The organism is Nesterenkonia muleiensis (genome assembly GCF_003600155.1).
Classification (GTDB): Bacteria; Actinomycetota; Actinomycetes; order Actinomycetales; family Micrococcaceae; genus Nesterenkonia; species Nesterenkonia muleiensis.
The window spans coordinates 25,508-51,057 of record NZ_QWLD01000014.1; the positions used below are offsets into that span (position 1 = coordinate 25,508).

The 25,550-nt window shown below is 65.9% G+C and carries 22 protein-coding genes; 12 read left to right on the forward strand and 10 right to left on the reverse strand.

Annotation, left to right across the window (positions count from 1 at the left end; all coding sequences use genetic code 11):
* Position 1 precedes the first annotated feature (1 nt).
* Positions 2-1,147 carry a uroporphyrinogen decarboxylase gene (gene hemE / locus DVO78_RS04345; RefSeq protein ID WP_238385140.1) on the reverse strand — a complete coding sequence of 382 codons (1,146 nt, stop codon included), beginning with the start codon at positions 1,145-1,147 and terminating at the stop codon, positions 2-4.
* A gap of 79 nt (positions 1,148-1,226) precedes the next feature.
* On the opposite strand from hemE, the gene DVO78_RS04350 reads away from it, so the two are divergent.
* From DVO78_RS04350 to DVO78_RS04380, 7 genes are all read left to right on the forward strand, one after another.
* A complete protein-coding gene (locus DVO78_RS04350) occupies positions 1,227-2,696 on the forward strand; it encodes a glutamyl-tRNA reductase (RefSeq protein ID WP_120003594.1) in 1,470 nt (489 codons plus the stop codon).
* Between the two features lie 173 nt (positions 2,697-2,869).
* The gene (locus DVO78_RS04355; RefSeq protein ID WP_157983870.1) at positions 2,870-3,949 is read left to right on the forward strand and encodes a baeRF2 domain-containing protein; all 1,080 of its coding nucleotides are present in this window, start codon (positions 2,870-2,872) and stop codon (positions 3,947-3,949) included.
* A 132-nt stretch (positions 3,950-4,081) separates the two neighbouring features.
* Positions 4,082-6,385: an NAD-dependent DNA ligase LigA gene (ligA, locus tag DVO78_RS04360; RefSeq protein WP_238385141.1), complete on the forward strand. Its 2,304-nt coding sequence runs from the start codon at positions 4,082-4,084 to the stop codon at positions 6,383-6,385.
* Positions 6,378-7,274, forward strand: a complete 897-nt coding sequence (locus tag DVO78_RS04365; protein WP_120003597.1) for an inositol monophosphatase family protein — start codon at positions 6,378-6,380, stop codon at positions 7,272-7,274. Before ligA ends, DVO78_RS04365 begins: the two co-directional genes overlap by 8 nt.
* A 26-nt stretch (positions 7,275-7,300) precedes the next feature.
* On the forward strand, positions 7,301-8,110 hold the full coding sequence (locus DVO78_RS04370; RefSeq protein ID WP_120003598.1) for a fructosamine kinase family protein: 810 nt from the start codon (positions 7,301-7,303) through the stop codon (positions 8,108-8,110).
* Positions 8,111-8,298: 188 nt separating this feature from the next.
* Complete coding sequence (locus DVO78_RS04375; RefSeq protein WP_120003599.1) at positions 8,299-8,634, forward strand: hypothetical protein; 336 nt, start codon at positions 8,299-8,301, stop codon at positions 8,632-8,634.
* Positions 8,635-8,680: 46 nt separating this feature from the next.
* Positions 8,681-9,034, forward strand: coding sequence for an endonuclease domain-containing protein (locus DVO78_RS04380; protein ID WP_157983871.1), 354 nt, complete (start codon positions 8,681-8,683; stop codon positions 9,032-9,034).
* A 150-nt stretch (positions 9,035-9,184) separates the two neighbouring features.
* On the opposite strand, the gene DVO78_RS04385 is transcribed toward DVO78_RS04380, so the two are convergent.
* The 9 genes from DVO78_RS04385 to DVO78_RS04425 all read right to left on the reverse strand — a co-directional run bounded on the left by DVO78_RS04385 (position 9,185) and on the right by DVO78_RS04425 (position 19,330).
* The gene (locus DVO78_RS04385) at positions 9,185-10,816 is read right to left on the reverse strand and encodes an alanine/glycine:cation symporter family protein (protein WP_120003601.1); all 1,632 of its coding nucleotides are present in this window, start codon (positions 10,814-10,816) and stop codon (positions 9,185-9,187) included.
* 247 nt (positions 10,817-11,063) lie between these two features.
* The gene (gene gatB, locus DVO78_RS04390) at positions 11,064-12,581 is read right to left on the reverse strand and encodes an Asp-tRNA(Asn)/Glu-tRNA(Gln) amidotransferase subunit GatB (protein ID WP_120003602.1); all 1,518 of its coding nucleotides are present in this window, start codon (positions 12,579-12,581) and stop codon (positions 11,064-11,066) included.
* Positions 12,578-14,107, reverse strand: coding sequence for an Asp-tRNA(Asn)/Glu-tRNA(Gln) amidotransferase subunit GatA (gatA, locus tag DVO78_RS04395; RefSeq protein ID WP_120003603.1), 1,530 nt, complete (start codon positions 14,105-14,107; stop codon positions 12,578-12,580). Before gatA ends, gatB begins: the two co-directional genes overlap by 4 nt.
* A 7-nt stretch (positions 14,108-14,114) precedes the next feature.
* Positions 14,115-14,411: an Asp-tRNA(Asn)/Glu-tRNA(Gln) amidotransferase subunit GatC gene (gene gatC / locus DVO78_RS04400; RefSeq protein ID WP_120003604.1), complete on the reverse strand. Its 297-nt coding sequence runs from the start codon at positions 14,409-14,411 to the stop codon at positions 14,115-14,117.
* Between the two features lie 54 nt (positions 14,412-14,465).
* Complete coding sequence (locus tag DVO78_RS04405) at positions 14,466-15,239, reverse strand: PP2C family protein-serine/threonine phosphatase (protein ID WP_120003698.1); 774 nt, start codon at positions 15,237-15,239, stop codon at positions 14,466-14,468.
* Between the two features lie 93 nt (positions 15,240-15,332).
* Positions 15,333-16,718 (reverse strand): adenylate/guanylate cyclase domain-containing protein, encoded by a 1,386-nt coding sequence (locus tag DVO78_RS04410; protein WP_338016563.1) that lies wholly within the window; start codon positions 16,716-16,718, stop codon positions 15,333-15,335.
* The gene (locus DVO78_RS04415; RefSeq protein ID WP_120003605.1) at positions 16,711-17,316 is read right to left on the reverse strand and encodes a hypothetical protein; all 606 of its coding nucleotides are present in this window, start codon (positions 17,314-17,316) and stop codon (positions 16,711-16,713) included. Before DVO78_RS04415 ends, DVO78_RS04410 begins: the two co-directional genes overlap by 8 nt.
* A gap of 127 nt (positions 17,317-17,443) precedes the next feature.
* Positions 17,444-18,289 (reverse strand): biotin--[acetyl-CoA-carboxylase] ligase, encoded by an 846-nt coding sequence (locus tag DVO78_RS04420; RefSeq protein ID WP_120003606.1) that lies wholly within the window; start codon positions 18,287-18,289, stop codon positions 17,444-17,446.
* 183 nt (positions 18,290-18,472) lie between these two features.
* The gene (locus tag DVO78_RS04425) at positions 18,473-19,330 is read right to left on the reverse strand and encodes an SDR family oxidoreductase (RefSeq protein WP_120003607.1); all 858 of its coding nucleotides are present in this window, start codon (positions 19,328-19,330) and stop codon (positions 18,473-18,475) included.
* 221 nt (positions 19,331-19,551) lie between these two features.
* Here DVO78_RS04425 and DVO78_RS04430 point away from each other — a divergent pair, with 221 nt between their 5' ends.
* The 5 genes from DVO78_RS04430 (at position 19,552) to DVO78_RS04450 (ending at position 25,509) form a co-directional block, all read left to right on the forward strand.
* Complete coding sequence (locus DVO78_RS04430; RefSeq protein WP_120003608.1) at positions 19,552-21,153, forward strand: acyl-CoA carboxylase subunit beta; 1,602 nt, start codon at positions 19,552-19,554, stop codon at positions 21,151-21,153.
* A 215-nt stretch (positions 21,154-21,368) separates the two neighbouring features.
* Positions 21,369-21,677 (forward strand): hypothetical protein, encoded by a 309-nt coding sequence (locus DVO78_RS04435; RefSeq protein WP_157983872.1) that lies wholly within the window; start codon positions 21,369-21,371, stop codon positions 21,675-21,677.
* Positions 21,674-22,426 carry a Maf family protein gene (locus DVO78_RS04440; protein WP_238385142.1) on the forward strand — a complete coding sequence of 251 codons (753 nt, stop codon included), beginning with the start codon at positions 21,674-21,676 and terminating at the stop codon, positions 22,424-22,426. The genes DVO78_RS04435 and DVO78_RS04440 overlap by 4 nt, the downstream gene beginning before the upstream one ends.
* An 8-nt stretch (positions 22,427-22,434) precedes the next feature.
* Positions 22,435-24,222: an acetyl/propionyl/methylcrotonyl-CoA carboxylase subunit alpha gene (locus DVO78_RS04445; RefSeq protein ID WP_120003610.1), complete on the forward strand. Its 1,788-nt coding sequence runs from the start codon at positions 22,435-22,437 to the stop codon at positions 24,220-24,222.
* Positions 24,223-24,333: 111 nt separating this feature from the next.
* Positions 24,334-25,509 (forward strand): PQQ-dependent sugar dehydrogenase, encoded by a 1,176-nt coding sequence (locus DVO78_RS04450; RefSeq protein ID WP_238385143.1) that lies wholly within the window; start codon positions 24,334-24,336, stop codon positions 25,507-25,509.
* Positions 25,510-25,550 lie beyond the last annotated feature (41 nt).

The window sequence follows — 25,550 nt, forward strand, 5'->3', positions numbered from 1 at the left end:
ATCAGACGGCGGCCTCATCGTCGAGGGAGTGGATCAGCTCCACCACACGTGTCAGTACGGCCGGGTCAGTCTCAGGGGGAACGCCGTGACCGAGGTTGAGCACATGCCCGGCGGCGCCAGAGCCGGCGGCGATGACCTCGCGGACATGGGTCTCGAGCACCGGCCAGCCGGCGGTGAGGAAGGCGGGGTCGATATTGCCCTGCAGAGGTGTCCCGGGGCCCAACCGCCGAGTCGCCTCAGCCAGGTTCAGCCGGTAGTCGACGCCCAGGACATCGGCTCCGGCATCCTTCATCAGGTCCAGGATCTCCCCGGTGCCGGTGCCGAAGTGGATCAGCGGAGCGCTGACCCCGTTGACACCGCTGAGCCCGGCCACATGGGAGAACGCAGCACGGGAATGCTCGAACACATGATTCTGGTAGTCCGCCCGGCCCAAAGATCCAGCCCAGGAGTCGAACAGCTGCGCGGCGGAGGCCCCGGCCATCACCTGGGCGCGCATGAACCGGCCGGAGACATCTGCCGCCCAGGCAGCCAGTGCGTTCCAGGTCTCCGGGTCAGCGTGCATCATGGCTCGCGGGCCCAGGTGGTCGCGGGAGGGCCGGCCTTCGACCATGTAGGCGGCCAGGGTGAAAGGGGCACCGGCGAAGCCGATCAGCGGCACCGCGCTGCCCTCCGGGCCCAAGGTGCTCAGCTCGGCCACAGTGCGCTGCACAGCCTCGGTGATGGGCGCGAAGGCGGCGTCGTCCAGCTCAGGCAGCGCAGCCACGTCGGCGGCGGTGCGCACTGGGGAGTCCAGCACCGGGCCAACACCGGGCTTGATCTCCACCCCCACACCGGCCAGCCTGAGCGGGATCACGATGTCAGAGAAGAAGATGGCCGCATCCACACCGTGGCGGCGCACCGGCTGCAGAGTGATCTCACTGGCCAGCTCGGGGTTCAGACAGGAATCCAGCATAGTGGTGCCTTCGCGCAGCCTCCGGTACTCCGGCAGCGAACGCCCGGCCTGCCGCATGAACCACACTGGACGCCGCCCGGACCTGGCGGGTTCTCCGGTGCTGCTGCGGGACCCCCGGTACTGGTTGATCAGCGGAGCATCAGCGGTGAGTCCGGAGCCCAAGGGGTGGTCGGGCGGAAGGTGTGTTGTGGTCATGACCTCCATTCTGCCCTGAACGGGGACAGCGGCGAACACCTCAGCAAAGTTTTTCTATTGCGCGTAGAATTGGGGCGCTGTGGTTCTCTTTTCGCTTGTTGCCACCCACTCAGATCTCGACCTGGAGACTGTGGGGACTCTCTCCTCAGGAGCGGCCGATGTTGCCGCTGCTGTTGATCTGCCTGCCATCACGCTGGCCACCTGCAACCGACTGGAGATCTACGCGGAGGCCGCCTCGGCGAACCCGGAGGATCTGGAGGCCGGGCGGGAGAAACTGATCACGGCAGTGGCCGCGTCCTCGGGCCTTGACCCCCAGACGGTGGACCGCTCCTTCAAAACCCTGGTGAACGACGACGCCGTCCATCACCTCTTCGAGGTCGGCGCGGGCTTGGACTCCGCGGTGATCGGCGAGCGGGAGATCGCCGGCCAGGTGCGCCGGTCTCTGGCTGAGGCTCAGGCTGCCGGCACCGCGTCCGGTTCACTGACCAGGCTGTTCGAGTCCGCCACCCGCGCGGCCAAAGAGGTCGGGGCGAAGACCGCGCTGGGCTCCCGCGGCCGGTCCATCGTCTCCGTGGCCCTGGACATCGCCGGTGATATGCGCGGCCACGGCCCGGAGTTCTACCGCGACGCCAAGGTGGTGTTGATCGGCACCGGTGCCTATGCCGGGACCTCGCTGGCGCAGCTGGCCGAGCGCGGGGTGGCCGATATCGCAGTCTTCTCCGGCTCCGGCCGCGCTGAGCAGTTTCTGGCCGAGCGCGCCGAGTTCCTCAACGGGCGCGGCGGACAGGCACGGGCCCTGAGGATGGACGAACTGGTCGGCGCATTCGGTGAGGCTGATATGGTCATCGGCTGCTCGGGGGGCAACCGGCAGATCACGGCCGGAGAGATTCGCTCACTGGCACAGCTGGAGGAGCGCAACCACCCGCTGACCGTGGTCGACCTGGCACTGTCCCATGACTTCGCCCCGGAGGTCGCCGAACTTCCCGGGGTGGACCTGATCACTCTGGAGTCGGTGAAAGTTGCCGCCCCGGAGGAAACCTCAGCCTCAGTGGAGGAAGCCCGCACAGTTGTCTCAGATTCGGTCAAGACCTATGTGACCGAGCGTGCCGAGCGGAACGCCGACGATGCGATCATCACCCTGAGAAAGCACGTGCAGTCTTTGCTGGACGAGGAGATGGAGAAAGTCCGCAAGCAGCACGGCTGCACAGCCGCCTCCGAGGAGGTGGAGTTCGGGCTCCGCAGAATGGTCCGCAAACTGCTGCACACACCAACTGTCCGCGCCCGAGAGCTGGCCGCCTCCGGCCGCGGCGATGAGTACATCACAGCCCTGGAGACCCTCTTCGGCCTGGAGGTTCCAGCCGGCGGAGACACCCGGCGTGAGACGCGGCCGCGGCGTCGTCGTCTTGAGGAGTTCTCGGCAGCCGAGCTGGCGCAGATGGCCACATATCTCCAGCAGGTTCCCGACGGCGGGTTCTGCCGTCACCACCGGCCCGGCGAGTTCAGCGTGGAGCGGCTGGAGGCTGTCCAGCAGCTGCGAAGGTCCGCCTGAGCACTCTCATCACCGGGCACCTCGACGGCAGGGACCAGCTTCACCACACGGCGTCTACGAAGCGACCAGAGAACGTCAAGCTTTCTTCGAGTCCGCGCTGATCTGCGGCTTTTAGTGTGAAGAGCACTGTCCGAGCATGTCGAACCCGACCCTTTATGAGGAAGGTGATGAAGATGCAGCTCGCTACACTTCGCCCTATCTACGAGGATGCACCACCCTTTGCCACGGTGTATCTGCAGGCTCTTCCTGCCAGCCCCGATGCCGAGCACGAGATTCGGCTGCGCTGGGATGAGCTGCGCGGTCAGCTCGCCGACGCCGGGACCCATCAGGAGGCCCTTGACGCTCTGGACGATGCAATCCTGACCGAGAACATCACTGCTGTCCAGACTGAGGGCCGGGTGCTGGTGGCCAACCGCCACGGACTCCTGCTGGAGGAGGACTTCGACGCCACCCGCGATGGTGGCGACCGTGCAGTCCTCGGCGATCTGCCCGCTCTGGGCGACTATGTGCGCCAGCGGACCCGTTCGGTGCGCGCCCTGGTGGTGCTGGTGGACAAGGAGCGCGCGGCAGTGCGCCGGGAGGTGTTCACCTCCGCAGCGGTGCTGGACTCCGGCAAGGTCTCCGAGGTGGAGGGATCCGCCACAGAGAGTGTCCACAAGCCTCGTGAGGGTGCAGAGCATCACCGCCGCATGCAGCAGCGCTCCGATGAGGCCGCCTGGCTGAACATCCGTGACATCGCCGAGCACGTCCGCGCAGCCGCTGCCACCTGGCGGCCTGAGGCGGTGGTGGTCGCCGGTGAGGTCCAAGGCCGGAAACTTCTGCTCAATGACCTGCCGGCAGAACTCCAGGGCATCGCCCATGAGGTGGAGGCCGGCGGCGGGATTCCCAGCGACACCGGTGACGAAAGCGCCGAAGAGTCTCTGCAGCGGGCCCTGCGGAGCACCGCACGCCAGATCACCCTGGACCGGGCCAGGGAGCAGACCGAACACTTTGGCAGCGCACAGGCCAACGGCCTGGCGGTCCAGGGCGCGGAGAACGTCCGCCGTGCCGCCACACTCGGTGCGGTGGAGACCCTGCTGCTGCGGTATGACGAAGATGCCGAAGCCGAGGACGAACTGCTGCGTGCAGCGGCCCTGATTGACGCTGAAGTCGCCCTGGTCGGCACCTCGGTGGCTGAGAACGTCGCCGCAGTCCTGCGCTATGAGGCGCCAGTCGATCAGATGGATGTCCAGCCGCAGACCGCCCATTCCTGAGGGGTTCCACCTTGCCAGCAAGAACACCCCGCATCGCCGACGTGATTTCTGCACTTACGGGCGGGACCGTTCCCGCAGCGCAGATTTCAGACCGCCGATTCTCATCATGGGAGCACGGCTAGACTGGGGCGAGTGACGATAAGGGACGACGCCGGCACCACCGCCTCCGCTGGCCTCCGTGAGGAGTACGCTGAACTCTCCGAGGAGGTGGCCACCCACCAGGTGGCCTACCACCAGAAGGATGCGCCGCTGATCTCCGATGCGGAGTATGACCGGCTCATCCACCGGCTGCGCCGCATCGAGGCTGAGCATCCGGAGCTGAAGTCCGCTGACTCACCGACCGAGCAGGTCGGCGGGGCAGCCTCTTCCGCCTTCACCCCGGTAGAGCATCTTCAGCGGATGTACTCCCTGGAGGACCTCTTCTCCCGTTCTGAGCTGCGCACCTGGTACGACCGGACGGTGACGTCCCTGGAGAAGCTGCGCCCCGGCGAGCAGCCCCGCTGGCTGGTCGAGGTCAAGATCGACGGGTTGGCCATCAGCCTGCTCTACCGCCATGGCGAGCTGGTCCGCGGGGCCACCCGCGGAGACGGCACCACCGGAGAGGACGTCACCCATAATGTGCTCACCATCAAGGACATCCCCCAGCGCCTGACCGGGGACCACCACCCCGAGGAGCTTGAGGTCCGCGGCGAGATCTTCATGCCCTCAGCGGAGTTCGCAGCGTTCAACGAATCCCTGATCGCCGCAGGCAAGCCGCCGCTGGCCAATCCACGCAACGCCTCCGCGGGCTCACTTCGCCAGAAGGACCCGGCCAAGACCGCCCAGCGCCCGCTGTCGATGTTCGTCCACGGCATCGGTGCCCGCTCCGGGCTGGAGCTGACCAGTCAGCATGAGGCCTACGACCAGCTGGCGGCCTGGGGATTGCCGGTCTCTCCCTACACCGAGCTTCTGACGTCCTTCGAGCAGATCGAGGCCTACCTTGACACTTACCAGGACAGGCGACACGATCTCCTCCACGAGATCGACGGGGTGGTCATCAAAGTCGATGACTTCACCCACCAGCGAGCTCTGGGCCACACCTCACGGGTGCCACGCTGGGCTGCGGCCTTCAAGTATCCCCCTGAGGAGGTCACCACCCGGCTGATCGACATCCGCGAACAGGTCGGCCGCACCGGCAGGGTGACCCCCTACGCGGTGCTGGAGAAGGTCAAGGTCGCCGGCTCCGAGGTCCAGCGAGCCACCTTGCACAATCAGGACGTGGTCAGAGCCAAAGGCGTGCTGATCGGTGACGATGTCTTCATCCGCAAAGCCGGCGATGTGATCCCCGAAGTCCTCGGCCCCGTGCTGCCGGCTCGCGAGGGCCGTGAGGCTGAGCTGCACGAGTACGTCTTCCCGCAGCACTGCCCTGCCTGTGGGACGCTGCTGGCCCCAGGCAAGGAGGGGGACGTGGACTACCGCTGCCCCAACGCCGAATCCTGTCCCGCCCAACTCAGTGAGCGGATCATCCACATCGGCTCCCGCGGCGCGCTGGACATCGAAGCCCTCGGCTATGAGGCGGGGCTGGCACTGACCAACCCGGACCTGCGCCGCCCGGAAACACCCGAAGACATCGATCAGGCCGCCCTGGCAGCCTCAGGCGCTCCGGTGCAGCAGGATTCCGCCGGTGTCGTCGCGCCTCAGTCCCCGGTGCTGCGCAGCGAGGCCGGCCTGTTCGGCCTCACCCCGGAAGATCTCAAGGACGTCTATGTCTGGCGTGAAGTGCGCGTCTCGGGTGAACCCACAGGACACTGGGCCCCGGCGCTGTACTTCTGGACCAAACCTCAATACGGGCGCGACGGCGAGTTGAAAAGGCCTTCGGAGCCCACCGCCAATACGGTCCAGCTGTTCGAGGAGCTGCAGCGTAAGAAGCAGGAGCAGCCGCTGTGGCGGGTTCTGGTGGCTCTGTCCATCCGGCATGTGGGGCCCACCGCGTCCCGGGCCCTGGCGGCTGCCTACGGGTCCATGGAGAAGATCCGCGCGGCAGATCAGGACGAGCTGGCCGGGATCGACGGGGTCGGGCCGGTGATCGCCGCTTCGGTGCGCGAGTGGTTCAGCGTGGACTGGCACTGCCACGTGGTTGAGCGCTGGGCTGCTGCCGGAGTGCGCATGGAGGACGAGGTGGACAAGGACACCCCACGCACCCTCGAGGGCCTGACCGTAGTGGTCACCGGCTCTCTGGAGGGCTACTCCAGGGATGAGTCCAAGGAGGCGATCATCAGCCGAGGCGGACGCGCGGCAGGGTCAGTGTCCAAGAAGACCGACTATGTGGTCGCCGGTGAGAACGCCGGTTCCAAACTGACCAAAGCGGAATCCCTCGGGGTGCCCGTGCTGGACGAGGAGCAGTTCACCGTACTTCTCAATGGCGGACCGGAAGGACTTGATGAGACCGATGACTGACAGTGAGCTGCCTGAGGGAGCATACCGGGGTCTGGAGGATTCGCGGGACTCTCCGACAAGCCTGCGAGCGCTCCTCGCGATTGCCCAGCAGGCCGCTGCCGCCGGGGCCGCCGTCCTGGCTGAGCGTGACGAGGCCGCCCCGGCGGGACAGCCGCTGGACCGCAATGGGCACGGGATCACCACCAAGTCCTCTGAGTCTGACTTCGTCACCGATTTCGACCGGCGTGCTGAGGAGGCGGTGCGCTCAGTCATCAGCCGGCACCGGCCCCATGATGTGATCTCCGGGGAGGAGTACGGCACCACGGAAGTCGCCGAACCCACCGGCTACCGGTGGTCCATCGATCCTTTGGACGGCACCACGAACTTTGTCCGGGGCATCGTGTACTACGGCACCTCTGTGGGCCTGCAGGCTCCGGATGGCCAGTGGATCCTGGGAGTGGTCAGCGCTCCGGCCTTGCACAAGGTGTGGTGGGCGGCCAGGGGTCTCGGCGCCTTCACCGCGCGCGAGGGGACACCACCGGTGCCGCTGTCCGGTCCGCGGGGAGATCTCAGCGCAGGGCTGCTGGCCACCGGCTTCGGCTACGACCCGGCGCGCAAGGCAGCACAGGCCCGGTCAGTTGCCGCGATGAATGAGCATTTCGGCAATATTCGCCGGCTCGGCGCAGCCGCTCTGGACATCTGCATGGTGGCCGAAGGCACCCAGGACGCCTATGCCGAATTCGGCATTCAGGAGCATGATTGGGCAGCCGGCGCGGTGATCGCTGAGGAAGCCGGCGTTCCGGTGCGCCGGCCGGCTTCACCGGGGGATGCCGATGGCGCGGACTGGTGCATCGTCGGCAGCATCGGCATGGACCCTGGGACGCTGGACCCCGCAGCAACCGGACTCTGAAACCAACCCTACTGAGGTGTGACCGAATGCCGCTCAACCACGTCAAGACATCGTTTTCACACCCTCGGGCCGCGGAGGTGGAAGCCGCTGGCCTGCGCTGGCTGAGGTCCGCCGAAGCCGCCGGCGGCCCCAGAGTTGTGGAGGTGATCGATCTTCAGCCCCCGTCGCTGGCACTGGAGCATATCAGCACCTGCAGGGCGGCTGAGTCCGCGGCCGAGGACTTCGGCACCTCCCTGGCCATGATGCACCGATCCGTGTGGCCCGAAGAGACCGACGACGACGCCGGGGCGCCCATTCTGTTCGGCCAAATGCCGCCGGAGCATCCCGCCGGGGTGCCGCCGCTGTTCGGACCGGCTGAACAGCTCATGGAGATGGGCGCCGGAACGCATGATTCCTGGGGCGCGTTCCACGCCGCCGAACGGTTGGAGCCCCTGTTGGAGCGTCTTCGCGAGGACGCGGCGTCGGAGTGGGACGTCCTGCACGGTGCTCAAGAGCGCATCGCTGCAGGTGACTTCGACGGCGTGGAGCCCCCATCGCTGATCCACGGCGACCTCTGGGGCGGCAATGTGCTGTGGTCTGAACGTGGGGCTGTGCTGATCGACCCTGCCGCCCATGCAGGACACCGCGAATCGGACCTGGCGCTGCTCCAGCTGTTCGGCCTGCCCCACGTGGACCAGATGCTGGCCGCATATCACCGCACGGTCCCCTTGCCCGAGGGGTGGCGGGACCGGGTACCAGTCCACCAGCTGTTCTATCTCGCGGCGCACTGGCTGCTATTCGGCCACACCTACCGGGAGGCAACCATAGCCGCCGCACAGCACACGCTGAGGCTCTGAGACTCCGAATCCACAACGCGTGATTGGCGTCCGGGACACCCTTCATCGGTGCAGTGCACAACAGATCGACGATTCGCCTCTATGCGGAGTTTTCCCCAGGTACAGCTCTGGGCGAGAACATGCCGGGCTCTCCACAGTGACCGGTACAGGGCTCCCCATGGACAACAGGAATCATCATTGTGGTCCCTATGGCACGCCGACGACCGATCCCTGACTATCTCGGGGGCAGGGTGTTCTCCCGGACCGAGGCGCGCGCCGCCGAGGTGGCCCAGATGCACATCAGTGCGCTTCACGCGCTTGCGTCAGTCTCCGGCATGCCGCATGTGGTGACACACCGGCCGCACTTCGTCGATCCACGCGAAGTCAGGACCGTTGAAGGACTGCGCATCTCCTGCCCTGAACGCACTTTCCTGGAGCTGGCGACCCAACTGCAGGCCAAGGATCTGATCATCGCTGGCGATCAACCTGGTACGACAGCCGCACCCGACCCTGGAGAACCGTACCCCACCGTGGACGACCCATGACTCATTGCGCTCCTATCTTGACTTCCGGCGCGAGTCCAGCGGAGTCGTGGCTGCTCGACGTGCCCTCGGACAGGTCCGGATCGGTGCGGACTCTCCAGCTGAGACACTGCTGAGACTTGCCATCACGGAGGCCGATCTGCCGGAGCCGCAGCTTCAGGTGCCGCTGACACCACGGAATCCGTGGTATCGCGGCGATCTGGGATACGTCGCCGAACGCGTCATCCTCCAATATGAAGGGGCGCATCATTTCACTGCTGAGCAGCAGGCGAAGGACGAGCGGCGCAACGCAGCCTTCGAACACGCTGGTTGGACTGTCATCCGGGTCAGCCGCGTGGATCTGGCGGAGAGATTCCGAACGGTGATCGCACGAGTTAGCCGATTGCTCGAATCAGCGACGTGAACTTTGCACTCACGCCACCGATCAGGGACGTACTGCAGACAACGCCTCGACGATTCCCTGATGCCCGGACACACCGGAAGGCTCCAGCCGCGACCCGCCTATGGCGGTCACGGCCGGAGCCTTCCAGAAAACGAGGAAGAAGAGGAGAACTCAGGTGTTGGAGGGGACCTTGTCCTCGTCCACCACCAGCTTGAGATCCTCAGGCCCGGGGATGTACTCCGGATCCTCCATCAGGCGGCCGGCCTTGCGGTCGGCAATGTACTGCTGCATCTCCTTCTTGACCACCGGTGCCAGGATGACCAAGCCGATGACGTTGATGAAGATGCACAGGAACAGCGCGGAGTCAGCGAAGTCGATGATGTTGGCGAAGGAGACCACACAACCGATGACGATCATCACGCAGACGATGACGCGGAAGATGGTGTCGCCGGTCTGGGACTTGCCGAAGAGGTAGCGCCAGGCCTGGGTGCCGTAGTAGGCCCAGGTAATCAGGGTGGAGAAGGCGAACAGTGCCACACAGATCGCCAGCACAACGGAGAAGCCCGGCAGGAAGGAGTCGAAGGCTGCCGAGGTCACAGCAATGTCTCCGACTGCCTCTCCTTCCAGAGCAGCGGCGTACTCATCCGGCCAGGCGAAGATGATGATCAGCGCAGTCATGGTACAGACGACCACAGTGTCAATGAACGGCTCCAGTGCGGCGACGAAGCCCTCGGAGGCCGGGCGGCGGGTCTTGACCGCAGAGTGGGCGATCGGTGCCGAGCCAATGCCGGCTTCGTTGGAGAAGGCCGCACGTTGGACACCGATGATGATCACACCGATCACGCCGCCGCCGATGCCCTCGGCGGTGAACGCACCGCTGATGATCGCGCTGAAGGCATCGCCGATATTGCCAATGTTGACACCAATGATGATGAGGCCAGCGCCCACGTAGACGATCGCCATCGCCGGCACCAGCTTGGCAGTGACACGTCCGATGGACTTGATGCCACCGATGATCACCAGTGCGACCAGTCCTGCGAAGATCAGGCCGAAGATGAAAGCGCTGAGGGTGCTGTTGAGGAAGTCGAACATGCTGGAGTCGGTGACGTCGTTGAGGGTATCACCGGCACTGACAATGGCTCCCCAGGTCTGGTTCGCCTGGAACATCCCACCGCCGATGATTCCGAAGAGCATGATCGAAATGGCGAAGATACCGGTGACGATGGCCACGGGGATGCGTCCGAGTCTGCGGTAAGCCACCGGCAGGTACTTGAAGGGGCCACCGTGAACGATGCCGTTCTCATCGATCTCCCGGTACCGGACGCCAAGCGTGCACTCGACGAACTTGGTACACATGCCGAACAGGCCGGCCACGATCATCCAGAAGGTGGCACCAGGTCCGCCCAGTGAGACCGCTGCCGCCACACCGGCGATATTTCCCAGCCCCACGGTGGCGGAGACCGCCGCCGTCAGTGCCTGGAAGTGGCTCACCTCTCCGGGATCGTCCTCACGGGTGTATTTGCCGCGGACCACCTCGAGGGACGTCTTGAACCCGCTGAACTGAATGAACTTGAAGTAGATCGAGAAGCCGATGGCGGCCGCGAATGACCACAGCACCAGTAGCGACCCGTCCCAGAGCGTCGTTCCCTCCGGGAAGGGCGCACCGAGCGGAATAGTGACTTGCGTGCCGAAGATCAGGTTGACGAAGAACTCGGTGATCAGACCGAAGAATTCGTCAACGGTGTCGGCCGCGTCCTGGAGTGGACCATTTGCCGCAGCCACAATCTGTCCGTGCGGACTCATAACGTTTGTCCCCTCATCTTGATGTACGAGTGGTTAAAGTGCCGAAGCACCTCTGGGCAGTCCCAGAATGCGCTTCAATCTACCCGCTCACTGTTTCGCGCGGTTTGCGAGACACCGATGAGGTGTTACAAACGCATTTCAGGTTGGCTCACACCTTACACCTAGTCTGTGATTTCCGTCACGTGGTATTTCCGGCGCGTCTGGAACCCGCCGGCCGAAGCTTCAGCGCATAGCCACCTGGATGCCGTTAGCCCTGGATTCCCAGCTTCTGCAGAACGATCTCACGAACCTTTCCGGCATCAGCCTGGCCGCGGGTCTCCTTCATCACCGGGCCGATGAGCGCGCCGATCGCCTTGAGCTTGCCGGCGGCGACCTTTTCGACCACATCGGGGTTCTCCGCCATGGCCTTCTCCACCGCCGCGGTGAGCGCACCGCCGTCGGAGACGACCTCCAGTCCGCGCTTCTGCACGATCTCTGCAGGGCCGCCTTCACCGTCCAGGTGGTGTTCCAGGACCTGCCGGGCGATCTTGTCGTTGATCCTGCCCTCGTCGATCAGGCCGTTGAGCTCCACAATGGTGGCCGGCTCGACGCCGAGGGCGGCCGGCTCGGTCTCCCGGGCATTGGCCAGGCGGGAGATCTCACCCATCCACCATTTCCGGGCCGCGGCGGCCGAGGCCCCGGACTCCACGGTCTCCTCGATCTGGTCCAAGAGCCCGGCGGCGACGACGTCACGGAACTCAGCATCGGAGTAGGCCCAGGCCTCGCGTAGCCGGCGGCGCCGCTCAGCAGGAGGCTCGGGCAGCTCCGCGCGCAGGGCCTCGATCCACTCAGCGGTGGTGGTGACCGGCACCAGGTCCGGCTCGGGGAAGTAGCGGTAGTCATCGGCGTCAGACTTCGGCCGCCCGGAGGTGGTGGTCCGGGAGGTCTCCTGCCAGTGGCGGGTCTCCTGCACGATTGACCCGCCGGCCTCGAGAATCCCGGCGTGACGGCGAATCTCGAAGTGCACGGCGTGCTCCACCGCCCGCATCGAGTTCACATTCTTGGTCTCCGAGCGGGTCCCGAACGCGGAGGCCCCTTTGGGCATCAGCGAGACATTGGCATCACAGCGCACATTGCCCCGTTCCATCCGGGCATCAGAGATGTCCAGAGCTTTGACGATGTCGCGGACCGCGGAGACGTAGGCCCGGGCGATCTGCGGGGCCCGCTCGCCGGCTCCGGTGATCGGCTTGGTGACGATCTCGATCAGCGGCACACCCGAGCGGTTGTAGTCGACCAGCGAGTAGTCCGCGCCCTGAATCCGTCCGGAGGTACCGGCGTGGGTGAGCTTGCCGGCGTCCTCCTCCATGTGGGCGCGTTCGATCTCCACCCGGAAGATCTCACCGTCGTCCAGCTCCACGTCCACGTACCCGTCAAAGGCGATCGGCTCGTCGTACTGGGAAGTCTGCCAGTTCTTGGGAGTATCGGGGTAGAAGTACTGCTTGCGGGCGAACCGGCAGTACTCGGCGATCGAACAGTTCAGCGCCAGCCCCAGCTTGATGGCTGACTCCACGGCTTTGCCGTTGACCACCGGCAGCGTACCGGGCAGCCCCAGGCATACCTCGTTGACGTTGGTGTTGGGCTCATCACCGAAGGCATTGGGTGCTGAGGAGAACATCTTGGTGGCAGTGTTGAGCTCCACATGGACCTCGAAGCCCAGCACCGGATCGTATTTCTGGAGAGCTTCCTCGAAGCTCAGGGGACGCGGTTCAGTCAAGGTTTCAGTCACTGTGCAGCCTCTTCCACTTCGGGAACCTGCGCCCACAGCGGGACGCCGGAATCGTCGTTGAGCAGCTTCTCCAGGGCACCACCGGCGTGGTAGACCCGGGCGTCCTGCTTGGACGGGGCCAGGAACTGGATACCCACCGGCAGACCCTCGGAAAGTCCGCCGGGCACCGAAATGCCGGGAACTCCGGCAAGATTGGCCGGGATGGTGGCGACATCGTTGAGATACATGGCCAACGGATCATCCAGCTTCGCACCCAGCGGGAACGCCACCGTGGGGGCGGTGGGAGAGATCAGCACATCGGCTGCCTCGAAGGCGGCGTCGAAGTCCCGCTGGATGAGCGTGCGGATCTTCTGCGCCGAGCCGTAGTAGGCATCGTAGTATCCGGCCGACAGCGCATAGGTGCCCAGGATGATCCGGCGCTTGACCTCCTCGCCGAAGCCTGCGGCCCGGGTGGCCCCCATGACCCGCTCCATGGTCAGCGGACCCTCCTCAGGCAGCACCCTGCTGCCATAGCGGACCCCGTCGTAGCGGGCCAGGTTGGAGGAGGCCTCCGAGGGCATGATCAGGTAGTAGGCGCCCAGCGCATAGTCGAAGCTGGGGCAGTCGACGTCCACGATCTGCGCCCCGGCGGCGCGCAGCGCCTCCAGCGACTCCTGGAAACGGGCCAGCACTCCGGTCTGATAGCCCTCGCCCTGCAGCTGCTTGATCACTCCGATGCGCAGACCGGTGACATCGTGGGCGGCCGCATGGGTGCTGAAGGCCGGGACCTCCTGGTGAAGCGAGGTGGAGTCCTTGGGGTCGTATCCGCCGATGAGTTCGTGCAGCAGCGCAGCATCCTCCACCGTGCGGGCGACCGGGCCGATCTGGTCCAGGGATGAGGCCATGGCGATCGCCCCATAGCGGGAGACAGACCCGTAGGTCGGCTTGGTGCCCACAGTGCCGGTGACAGCACCGGGCTGGCGGATGGACCCACCAGTGTCGGTACCCAGGGCCAGCGGCGCCTCGAAGGCGGCCACAGCCGCCGCTGAGCCACCGCCTGACCCGCCCGGGATCCGTGAGGTGTCCCAGGGGTTGCGAGTCACGCAGAAGGCCGAGTGCTCGGTGGAGGAGCCCATGGCGAACTCATCGAGGTTGGTCTTGCCCAAGATCGGCAGCCGCGCCTCACGGAGCTTCTGGACCACCGTGGCGTCATAGGGGCTCATCCAGCCCTCGAGCATCTTCGAGCCTGCGGTGGTCGGCTGGCCCTTGGTCACGATGAGGTCCTTCACCGCGATCGGCACCCCGGCCAGCCGGTGCAGGGCCTCAGCGTCCGTGCCGCCGGCAGCCCGGATGGCATCCACCTCAGCCGCGGTCTGCAGGGCCTCTTCCGCGCTGACATGCAGGAAAGCGTTGAGAGTGGAATCGACTGCGGCAATGCGGTCCAGGTGAGCCTGGGTGAGCTCCACCGAGGTGATCTCCCCGGCGCGCAGCTTGACGGCCATCTGGGCGGCGGTGAGGCGGATAAGGCCTGAAAGCGTCGTCGTCATCTCTTCCTCACTCCTCATCCAGGATGGCCGGGACCTTGAACCGGGACTCCACCGCATCAGGCGCGTTGGACAACGACTCCGCAGCGGTGAAGACATGACCGACCCTATCCTCGCGGAACACGTTGGTCAGCGGCAGCGGGTGACTGGTGGCCGGCACGTCCTCCCCTGCGGCCTCCTGGACCTTCTGGACGGAGTCGACGATGACGCCGAGTTCGCTGGTCATCTTCTCCAGCTCGGCATCGGTCATGGAGATATGGGCGAGTTTGGCAAGATGCTCGACGTCAGCGCGCGAGATCTCGGACATGGTGCTCCCTTAGGCGTGATTGGCGGGCAGTTGTTCAGGTGTCAGTGTAGTGACTCAGTCGGTGCCGACATCAACCAGGATGACGGTGACGTTGTCCCGGCCGCCGTGGCGCAGGGACTGGTGAATCAGCCAGTCCACCGTCTCCTGGGCGTTGCGCCCGGCGTTGAGGATCTGTCCGATCTGCTCATCGGTGAGCTCTCCGGTCAGACCGTCGGAGCAGACCAGCAGACGCTGGCCGGCTGCAACAGTCGCTCTGGTGAAGTCCGCGCCCCACACATCCCCGGCCCCTAACGCTCGGGTGATGACGTTGCGTTGCGGGTGCGAGTGGACCTCCTCGGCGGTGATCATGCCGGAGTCGACCAGCTCCTGCACCTGGGAGTGGTCACGGGTCAGCCGGATCAGGGCGCCGTCGTTGAGCAGGTAGGTCCGCGAGTCCCCGATGTTGAATACCAGCCACTGCCACTGTCCGTTGGTGTCCTCACCGGTGTCCTTGTCCTCAGCCTCCACCACCACCGCCCCGGAGAGCGTGGTGCCGGCCTTGGAGTCGGTGGCCTGGCGGATGCGGGCGTCGGCATCGTCCAGGAACCGCTGGATCTCCTGCTGCCCCACCTGGCCCGCGTGGGACTCCCATCCTTCGGCCAGGGCCTGGACCGCCAACGACGACGCCACCTCACCCGCCTCATGGCCGCCCATACCGTCAGCGACCACGAACAGCCGGCCAGAGACCACGAAGGAGTCCTCGTTGAGTTCGCGGCGCAGCCCAACATGGGAGCCGTACCCGTAGTCGACGTACGGAACCGCAGTGCTCTCAGGGGAATTCGCGCTCATGGCCACGGAACCATCTTGTCACGAAAGAAACCGAACCGTGACCTTGGCGTGCTCTCACCGTTATCAAGCTCCGCCCTCTGCCACGGACGCGCCCTAGTCCTCATCGAGGACGATGCCACTGCCGCCTGCTCTGAGGAGCATACTGGGCGCGACCTCACCGAACCCCCGCACAATCCTGGGCGGCTGGGGGACCAGCAGATAGTCGGAGCTCTCCTCCAGCGCCTCAGCGGTGGAGGAGTCCACCAGGACAGTTCCCGGGTCGGCCAGCGTAGTCAGCCTGGCCGCCAGGTTCACCGTGGGGCCGTAGATGTCCCCGAGCCGGGAGAGCACCCTGCCCCACACCACCGAGACCCGCGCCTCAGGAAGGACATCGTCGGCGGCGATCGTCTCGGCCAGCGCCAGGGCGATCTCCGCACCGGCCTCCGGTGTTTCGGCGTTGTAGAGCACCTCATCGCCGACGGTCTTGACCAGCCGGCCACCGCCAATGGAGATGATCTCTGCGCATTTGGACTCGAACCGCTGGACCATATGGGCCAGAGTGCGTTCGCTCATCTGCCGTGACAGCGAGGTGTAGGAGACCAGGTCGGCGAAGCCGACAGCGCGGGCCAGCGGCAGAGGTGAGTCCACCGTCTGCTGGTCATCACCGTTGCCGTCGCGGCTGCGGCTCAGCGAGGCCAGCCCGGACTCGACCCGCACCGTGAGCCGCTGCAGGGCGGCGGAAAGCTGTCTGCGCCAGGCATAGCCCATGAGCCGCTGCAGGGGCTCCACCAGTGCTGGAAGGGTCTCCACCACCTGGCTGCGCGCTTCAGCGTCGGAGAGTTCCTGGTTGGCGATCTTGTCCTCCACCAGGGCCTCGATCTGCCAGACCACCATGCGGTCGGTCATCTGGCCCACCGACCGGGTCAGGGAGATGGCGGTCTCCTGGTTCAGGTGACCGTCACGGACCAGGTCCACCATCTGGGCCAGCGCTTCGGCATCAGTCTCGGTGAAGGCTTTGACATCGTCGTCCAGGTTCGGGAAGCCCAGGGCCCGCCAGAGCCTGCGGGCCGAATGCGTCGAAACCCCCATGCGCACAGCCATCTCCCGGTAGGTGAGGCTGCGCTCAGCACCGAGCAGCCGGTGCTCCAGGCTGCGAATATTGCGGTGCCATTTGCGCTCTTCCAGACTGGGGGTGGGGATCGGCGCGGTGGCCGTGGAGCCCTCGGCGTGGCTGCTGTCCTGCCCCTGGTCGTCCAGGGGCGCGGATTCGCCCCCGGGGACAAAGCCGCGAGCCGGCCGCGGGGACGGCTGCGGCGGCGGCGTACTGGTCACCGGAGTCTCTGCGGAGCCGAAATCGCTCCAGTCGGCACGGGCCACGGCAAGCTCTTCGGCGGTATAGCCCCCTTCGGACCCGGGACGGGACACTTCCGCAGTTTCATCCTCCATGTAGCGGTTGGCGCCGAAGCCGCGCTGCCGGGCCCGCTCCCCAGCGTCAGACACGCCCACCCCCGAAGGAGGAGCCGTGCACATCGCCGCGCGCTGAGGCCGCGTACTGTGCCTGCTGAGCCGCGGCTGCCTGAGCCTGGGCCCGGCGGCGGTAGTCACCCAGCTCCTGAGCCAGCACCATGTTGAACTGCTCAGCGTCAGGCATATCACGCAGCTTCGTCCGCTGGTGCTGCCCATAGGCGCCGTGGACCAGCAGCAGATCACCGGCGCCGACCATCTCCTGCATACTGCTCTGGCGCGTCTGGTGCTGGCTGAGCAGCGCCAAGGGAACCACTGTGGCCTGGGGCGCGCCCACAAAGTTCTTCTGCACCAAGCGCTCGGTGGTCAGATACGTGAACCTGTTCAACCAGCCGATCAGCGGCTTGACGGTGCCCAGCCCGAGGATCAGCAGCCCGACGGCCCAGATGAGGAACACCGCGACGTGGCTGTAGTGCTGGATGAAGGCCGGCTGGGTGTCCCTGGTCAGATATCCCAGCAGAAAGCTCAGCAGGGCTACGGTGACCAGAAGGTTGACCGCCGCCGGGATCAGGGCACGGTGGTGAGCACGGGTCCGGACGACGACCTGTTCGCCGTCAACGAGCTTCAGCAGCATTCCGCACGCACCTCCTTCTGTGATGAATCCGTGGACCTCATAGTCTAGCCGGGACCCTCAATGCGCCTCAGTCGCAAGGGCGAGCGCACGCTCGCCGAGAGCTGAGCGGGCTCCGCCCCCAGCGGGGCTAACGCAGATGGAAGACATCGCCCACCGCAAAAGTACGACGCCACCCGCTGACCTCTACTGTCAGGGCGCCGCTGTTCTCCACCGCCACTGCCGCACCTCGGACCGCTGTGCCGTCGGGCAGCTCCACCCGGACCTGCTGGCCCACGGTGCTGATCGCTGAGATGATGTCATCCCTGACGGGGCCGATATCGCCCGCACCCTGGATCCGCCCCACCAGCCCGGCAAAGCGCTCCAGCCAATCGGCCAGCAGTTCGGTGCGAAGCCGCGCGCCCTCCGCGGCGCCGGTGGCCGCGATGTCACAGCCTGCACGCCCGATCTCCACCAGCAGCGAGGTGGAGGTGGGCGTCGGCAGCTGATCGGCGGTGAGCAGCACATTGATGCCGCAGCCGACGATCACCGTGCCTGGTGACCGCGGCGGGACAGCAGCGAGGATCCCGGCGATCTTTCGGCCTGCCACCTGTACGTCGTTGGGCCATTTCAGGGCCGCTTCCACACCACGTTCCTCCAGCACCTCAACCAGTGCCAGCCCGGCTGCCAGGCTCAACCAGTGCCGCTGCTCGATGGGCAGGCTGGGCCTCAGCACCACGGAGGTGGACAGTGATGAGCCTCTGGGCGAGGACCATGCCCGGGCGAGCCGCCCCCGGCCGCCGGTCTGCTCCTCAGCGGTCAGTACCGAAAGGTGCGGCCATTTGATGTCGAAGTCTGGCTCCTCGGCTGCTGCCAGCAGGTCCGCGTTGGTCGAACCTGTGGCCCGGAGCCTGCTCAGCCGGGAGTACAGCCCCGAGGCCACCAGGCGCTGGTGAAGCAGGTCTTCATCGAGTTCGGGACGCCGCGCCTCAACCATAGGTCCACGCTACGGCACTCAGGCGGCGAACTTGTGGTGCGGTGAGGGGCAGGATGCCCGAATCACCCCGCCGATTCGGCGCTTTCCACGCCTCAACGCCAGAGAATGGCGAATTCTTGTGGTTGCTGGACCGCATTGCGCTGAACAACCCGACCGATTCACCGCTGGGTTTCATGCAACGGCTCAGAGGAAGATGTCCGGCACCAGTTCGACCTCCGGGTCCACTGCATAGCCGCTGAAGTCGCTCACGCCGACGGCTGTGAGCACTTGCTCGTCAGTGAGGAACCCTCCGGAGCCGAAGTCGGCCTCGCCGGTGATCAGGCACAAGGCGGCGTCGGCCACGATCTGAGGCTTGCGCGCTCCGCGAGCGAGCTGCTCGCCACCAGGGATGTTGCGCAGCGCCGCGGTCTCGATCAGCGTCACCGGCCAGAGCGAATTGACCACCACACCCGAGTCGGCCAGCTCGGCTGCCAGCCCGAAGGTGGTCATGGACATGGCGTATTTGCTCATGGTGTAGGCCAGGTGCTTGCCGAACCAAGTGGGGTTGAGCTTCCCGTCCGCTCCGGTCAGCGGCGGGGCCAGGGTCAGGATCTTCGGTGACCACCCTGGAGTCTCTGCGCTGGCCCGCAGGTGCGGGATCGCCGCCTTGGACAGCGCGAAGGTCCCACGGGCGTTGATCTCATGCATCAGGTCGTAGCGCTTCATCTCCAGCTGCTCGGTGGGCCGCAGGTCGATGGCGGAGGCATTGTTGACCACCACGTCGATCCCGCCGAACCGTTCAGCTGCTGAGTCCACAGCGCGGGCCACGTCGCCGTCGTTGCGGATGTCCCCCACCACGGCCAGTCCCTGTCCCCCGGCAGCCTCGATGTCCTCCACTGCGGTGTGGACGGTTCCCGGCAGGGTGGGGTGCGGCTTGTCGGTCTTGGCCAGCAGGACGATATTGGCCCCTGCCGAGGCGAGCTTGACGGCGATGGCATGCCCGATGCCTCGGCTGCCGCCGGAAATGAGGACTGTTGTGGACGCCAGAGAGTCTGTGGTCATCGTTGGCTCACTTCCCGTCTGATCGCTTCGCGGCGAGCCGGATGCCCGGCTCGCTCTCTCTCACATCTTACTCACCGGTAGCAATCAATGTGAATCAGAATGTTGGACTCCCACAGTTTTTGTAGGGTCCCTACATCCGTCTTCGCACCTGGGCTCATTAGAATGGCGCAGAGTTTGTGGAACCCGTACAGCACGACGACGAAAGCACCCGATAGCCCACTATGGACAATTCCGCGCAAGGAACCCCTCAGCCGAAAACCACTGCCGCAAAACTGGCGGACTTTCGGCGTCGTCGTGATCAGACTCTGGCACCGGCCGGTGAGGAGGCCATCGCCAAACAGCACAACCGCGGCAAGCACACAGCGCGCGAGCGCATCGAGATGCTGGTGGACGAGGACTCCTTCGTGGAGTTCGACGCTCTGGCGGTGCACCGCACCCACGCGTTCGGCATGGAGAGGAAGAAGCTGGTCGGCGACGGCCTGGTCTCCGGATACGGCACCGTGGACGGGCGCCTGGTGGCGGTCTACGCCCAGGACTTCACCGTCTTCGGCGGCTCGCTGAGCGCGGTCAACGGAGAGAAGATCGTCAAGGTTCAGGAGTTCGCCGCCCGCAACGGCTGCCCGGTGATCGGCATCAACGACGGCGGCGGGGCCCGCATCCAGGAGGGTGTGGCCTCACTGGCGATGTTCGCCGACATCTTCCGCAACAACGTTCACTCCTCCGGGGTCATCCCGCAGATCACCCTGATCATGGGGCCCGCGGCAGGGGGCGCGGCCTACTCCCCGGCACTGACGGACTTTGTCATCATGGTGGACAAGACCTCCCACATGTTCATCACCGGCCCGGATGTCATCAAGTCGGTCACCGGGGAGAACGTGGACATGGAGGAGCTCGGCGGGGCACGCTCGCACAACACCACCACCGGAACCGCTGCGTATATGGCAGCCGATGAAGAGGACGCCATCGAGTTCGCCAAGGAGCTTCTGGAGCTTCTGCCGCTGAACAATCTGGCCGAGGCCCCGGTGGAGCCGTACCAGGAGCGCCCCAAGATCGAGGCCGACGATGAGGCGCTGAACACTCTTGTCCCCGATTCGGCCTCCGCGCCCTATGACATGGCCGTGGTGATCGAGCAGCTGCTCGATGACGGGTACTTCCTCCAGCTGCAGTCGCTCTATGCGCCCAACATCATCATCGGCTTCGGCCGGGTCGAGGGCCGCTCGGTGGGTGTGGTGGCCAACCAGCCCACCCAGCTGGCCGGCACCCTGGACATAGCCGCCAGCGAGAAGGCCGCCCGGTTCGTCCGGTTCTGCGACGCCTTCAACATCCCTCTTCTCACCCTGGTGGACGTTCCCGGCTTTCTGCCCGGCACCGACCAGGAATGGAACGGCATCATCCGCCGCGGCGCCAAGCTGCTCTACGCCTACGCCGAGGCCACCGTTCCGAAGATCACCGTGATCACCCGCAAAGCCTTCGGCGGCGCCTATATCGTCATGGGCTCCAAGAAGCTGGGCGCTGATGTCAACCTGGCCTGGCCCACCGCCCAGATCGGGGTGATGGGCGCCCAGGGCGCGGTGAACATCCTCTACCGCCGGGAGCTGGCCGGCGTGGCCAAGGAGGGCGGCGACGTCGAGGCCCGCCGCGAGGAGCTGATCGACGGCTATGAGGCCGCACTGCTGAACCCCTACCAGGCTGCTGAGCTGGGCTATATCGACGCGGTGATCGAACCGGCCGAGACCCGCTGGCAGATCGGCAAGGCGCTGCGGGCCACCTATCACAAGCGGGAGACCCCGCCGGCCAAGAAGCACGGGAACATTCCGCTGTGATGACGAGCGCAAGCCAGCCGAGGGGAACCGCGACGTCAGGGACCCGTGCAGACGCGTCAGCGTTAGGGCCCCTGACGTCTGGGACCCGCGAAACTGTGACAGTTTCGGGGGCCACGTCGGGGAGCGAACGGGGTTTCCCCGCCGCCGGAGACCCGATTGAGGGTTTGAGCGCCGCAAGGCGCGTCACCAGCACTGTGAGGCACGAACGAAGCGATGTGCCGACTTCAGGCGCGAAGGCCGGCGAAAGCCGGCCGAGAGCTGAGCGGGGTCTCCCCGCCAGCGAGACCAACACTGATGCTGACCTGGGCGTCCGCGGCACGGAGCTGTCCGAGGAGGAGTCTGCGGCGCTCGTGGCCGTGCTGGCCCAGTTGGCCTCAGCGGAGCCGGCCGGCAATGATGCCGGCGGCACCGGGCCTGCTGACCGTACCCTGCAGCGCAAGCACCGCCTGGACTCCGACCAGCACGGACTCTGGGGCCGGCCCGGACCTGCCTCCTGGAAACAGGCGACAGGAGGTCTTCGGTGAGCCGCTCAGCCCACACCCAGCCCTGGCCCAGCGGCAGATCCGGTAAGACCCCGCGCCTGATCCTTGCCTCGGCCTCGCCGAGCCGGCGAATGATTCTGCAGGAGGCCGGCATCCGCTTCGAGGTGGTGGTCTCCGAAGTCGATGAGCGGGCGGCCGTGGAGACCGCCGCGGAGATCGGCGGCGCACTGAGTCCCGCCGATGAGGCGGAGCTGCTGGCCCGGGCCAAGGCAGAGGATGTGGCATCCCGGCCGGAGGCGCGCGGGGCGGTGGTGCTGGGCTGCGACTCGGTATTCGAGCTTCACGGCGTGGGCTACGGCAAGCCCTATGAGGTGGACGTCGCCTTCCAGCGCTGGCTGGCCATGCGGGGGAACACCGGAGTCCTGCACACAGGCCACTGGCTCGTCGATGCCAGCACGGCCACGCAGACCACAGCCTTCCACTGGCTGGGCAGGTTCGCCGACGGACTGCTCGGAGGCTCTCCCCAGCCGCCCAATGGGGAGCTGGAGGCGGCCTCGGAGACCGTCTCGTCCGAGGTGGTCTTCGGCGATCCAACTGATGAGCAGATCCGCGCCTACGTAGAGTCCGGAGAGCCGCTGCACTGTGCCGGAGCCTTTACCTTGGAGGGCGGGGCCGCAGAGTTCATCGACAAGGTCGACGGCGACCGGGAGGCGGTCATCGGGGTGTCCCCGGCCGCATTGGGCCGGCTGCTGGAACGCCTGGGCCACGATCTGACCGATTACACGGAGTAAGGAAGACCATGACCGAGTTTTCAAAGGTACTGATCGCTAACCGCGGTGAGATCGCGGTGCGGATCATCCGGGCTGCTCAGGATGAGGGCCTGTCCACGGTGGCGGTCTACGCCGACCCGGACCGTGACGCCGTCCACGTGGGAATGGCCGATGAGGCCTACGCGCTGGGCGGGTCCAGTGCGGCAGATTCCTACCTGGTCATCGAAAAGCTCCTCGATGCCGCCGCGGCCACCGGGGCCGACGCCGTGCACCCCGGCTATGGTTTCCTCTCGGAGAACGCCGAGTTCGCCCGTGCGGTGATGGCAGCCGGACTGGTATGGGTGGGTCCGAGCCCGGAGGCCATCGAGCTGCTGGGTGATAAAGTCTCGGCCCGTCAGTTGGCCGAGAAGGTCGGCGCACCGCTGGCTCCTGGCACCAAGGAGCCGGTGACCTCCGCCAAGGAGGTCCTGCGCTTCGCGGAGAAGCAGGGCCTGCCGATCGCCATCAAGGCCGCCCACGGCGGAGGAGGGCGCGGCATCAAGGTCGTCCGCGAGCAGGACGAGATCGTGGAGCTCTATGAATCCGCGGTGCGGGAGGCCACTGCTGCCTTCGGGCGCGGCGAATGCTTCATCGAGAAGTTCCTGGACAGGCCCCGTCACGTGGAGACCCAGTGCCTGGCAGACAGGCACGGGCACGTCGTCGTGGTCTCAACCCGTGACTGCTCGCTGCAGCGGCGGAACCAGAAGCTGGTGGAGGAGGCCCCGGCGCCGTTTCTCACCCGGGCGCAGAACCGTCAGCTCTACCGGTCCTCCAAAGCCATCCTCAAGGAGGCCGGATACACCGGCGCCGGCACCTGCGAGTTTCTGATCGGGGCCGACGGGACGGTCAGCTTCCTGGAGGTCAACACTCGGCTGCAGGTGGAGCATCCGGTGACCGAGGAGGTCACCGGCATCGATCTGGTGCGCGAGCAGTTCCGGATCGCCAGAGGCGAGAAGCTCGGCTATGACGATCCCTCGGTACGTGGACACAGCATCGAGTTCAGGATCAACGGAGAGGACCCCGGACGGAACTTCATGCCCGCCCCGGGCCGCCTGGAGGTCTTCGACCTCCCGACGGGCCCTGGGGTGCGGGTCGATGCCGGGGTGCGGTCCGGGGAGACCATCTCGGGGGCATTCGACTCAATGGTGGCCAAACTGATTGTGACCGGTTCCAGCCGGCGCCAGGCGCTGCAACGGGCCACACGTGCACTGGGCGAGATGAACATCCAGGGTATGCCGACGGTTCTGCCCTTCCACCGGAAGGTGGTGGAGGACCCGGCGTTCGCACCTGAGCTGGAGAAGCCCCGGGCCGGTGAGTTCCACGTGCACACTCGGTGGATCGAGACCGAGTTCGACAACACCATCGCCCCCTACAACGCGCTGACTGCCCACCCAGGCGGTGCTGAGGCGGAGGGCCGCGAAGAGGTGGTGGTCGAGGTCAACGGCAAACGGGTGCAGGTCAACCTGCCCTCATCCCTGACCGCAGGGAAGCTGACCGGAGCCGGTCAGGGGGGAGCGAAGAAGAAGCGCCGGAAACGGGCTGCCGCCGCCGCTGCCGTCAATGGGGACGATCTCACCTCCCCGATGCAGGGCACTGTGGTGAAAGTTGCGGTGAAAAACGGGGCAAAGGTTGCCGAGGGGGATCTGGTGGTGGTGGTGGAGGCGATGAAGATGGAACAGCCGATCACCGCGCACAAGGCCGGCAAGGTCAAAGGCCTCAAGGTCGAGGCCGGCACCAGCGTCAAATCCGGGGAAGCGCTGGCCACTATCGCCGACTGAGCCTCAGAACATACCCTCCCGCTCCGCGTACCGCCCAGCCGACGCGTGGTGGGCGCACAGGTTTTCCCAGACCTGGTCCGCTACGTTCGGCGTATGCGACCGGCGCTCACTATGGCCGCAACGGCATCACTTCTGCTGGCCGGCTGCGCCTCCGACCAGCCTGGCAGTCCTGGCGGGACCGCTGAGCCCGCTGAGGGGGCATCACCTGCCGAGACGGCGGAAGAGGCCCCTGACGAGACCTCCGCTGCAGATTCCGAGGACAGCGAGCCGGTCACCGACTTCGAGACCATCGAGCATGAACAGTTCGACTCCCCATGGGCCCTGGAGTTTCTGCCCGGCACTGATGCGCTGCTGATCACCGAGCGCACCGGCGCGCTGATGATGCGGGATCAGGAATCCGGTGATATCCAGGAGATCAGCGGAATCCCTGAGGTGGTCTCAGAGGGCCAAGGAGGCATGCACGATGTGATCGCCGCTCCCAGCTTCGAGCAGGACCAGACCGTCTACCTCAGCTGGGTCCGCTCCGCCGACGAGGGCAGCCAGGGAGTGGCGGGCCGGGCCCAGCTGGACTTGGAACAGGCCTCTCTGGAGGATGTTGAGGTCATCTGGGAGCAGGATCCCGCCTCCGATGACGGTCACTTCGCCCTTCGCCTGCTGGCCCACCAGGAGCACCTCTACATCACCTCTGGGGACCGCCAGGAGCTCGACCCGGCACAGGACATGGACACCAACCTCGGGACCATCGTGAGGCTGACCCTGGAGGGTGAACCAGCACAGGACAATCCATTTGCCGAGGACGACGCCGCAGCAGCTGAGTTCTGGACCACCGGTCACCGCAACCCGCTGGGCATCGCCGCCGATTCCCAGGGCCGTATCTGGTCCTCAGAGATGGGGCCGGAGGGTGGTGACGAGCTGAACCTGATCACAGCAGGTGCGAACTACGGCTGGCCTGAGGCTTCCATGGGCATGCACTACGACGGCGGGGACATTCCCGACCACACCGACGACGACGAGTTCGAAGCTCCCAAGGCCTATTGGGTGCCCGCGATCTCACCAGGGAGCCTGATGATCTACCAGGGTGATCTGTTCACCGGATGGCAGGACAGTGCGGTACTGGGCGGACTCTCTGGTGAGAATCTGGTCCGCGTGGAACTCGACGGAGAAGACGCCGAGCCTGCCGGGGAGTGGGACATGGGTGACCGCATCCGCGCGGTGGAGGAAGCCCCCGACGGCGCGATCTGGATCGCCACCGACAGCGGTGATCTCCTCGAACTCCGCCCGGAATAGCCTCCTGCTGGTCAGTGGCCTGAGAGCAGCTGGAAGCCGCT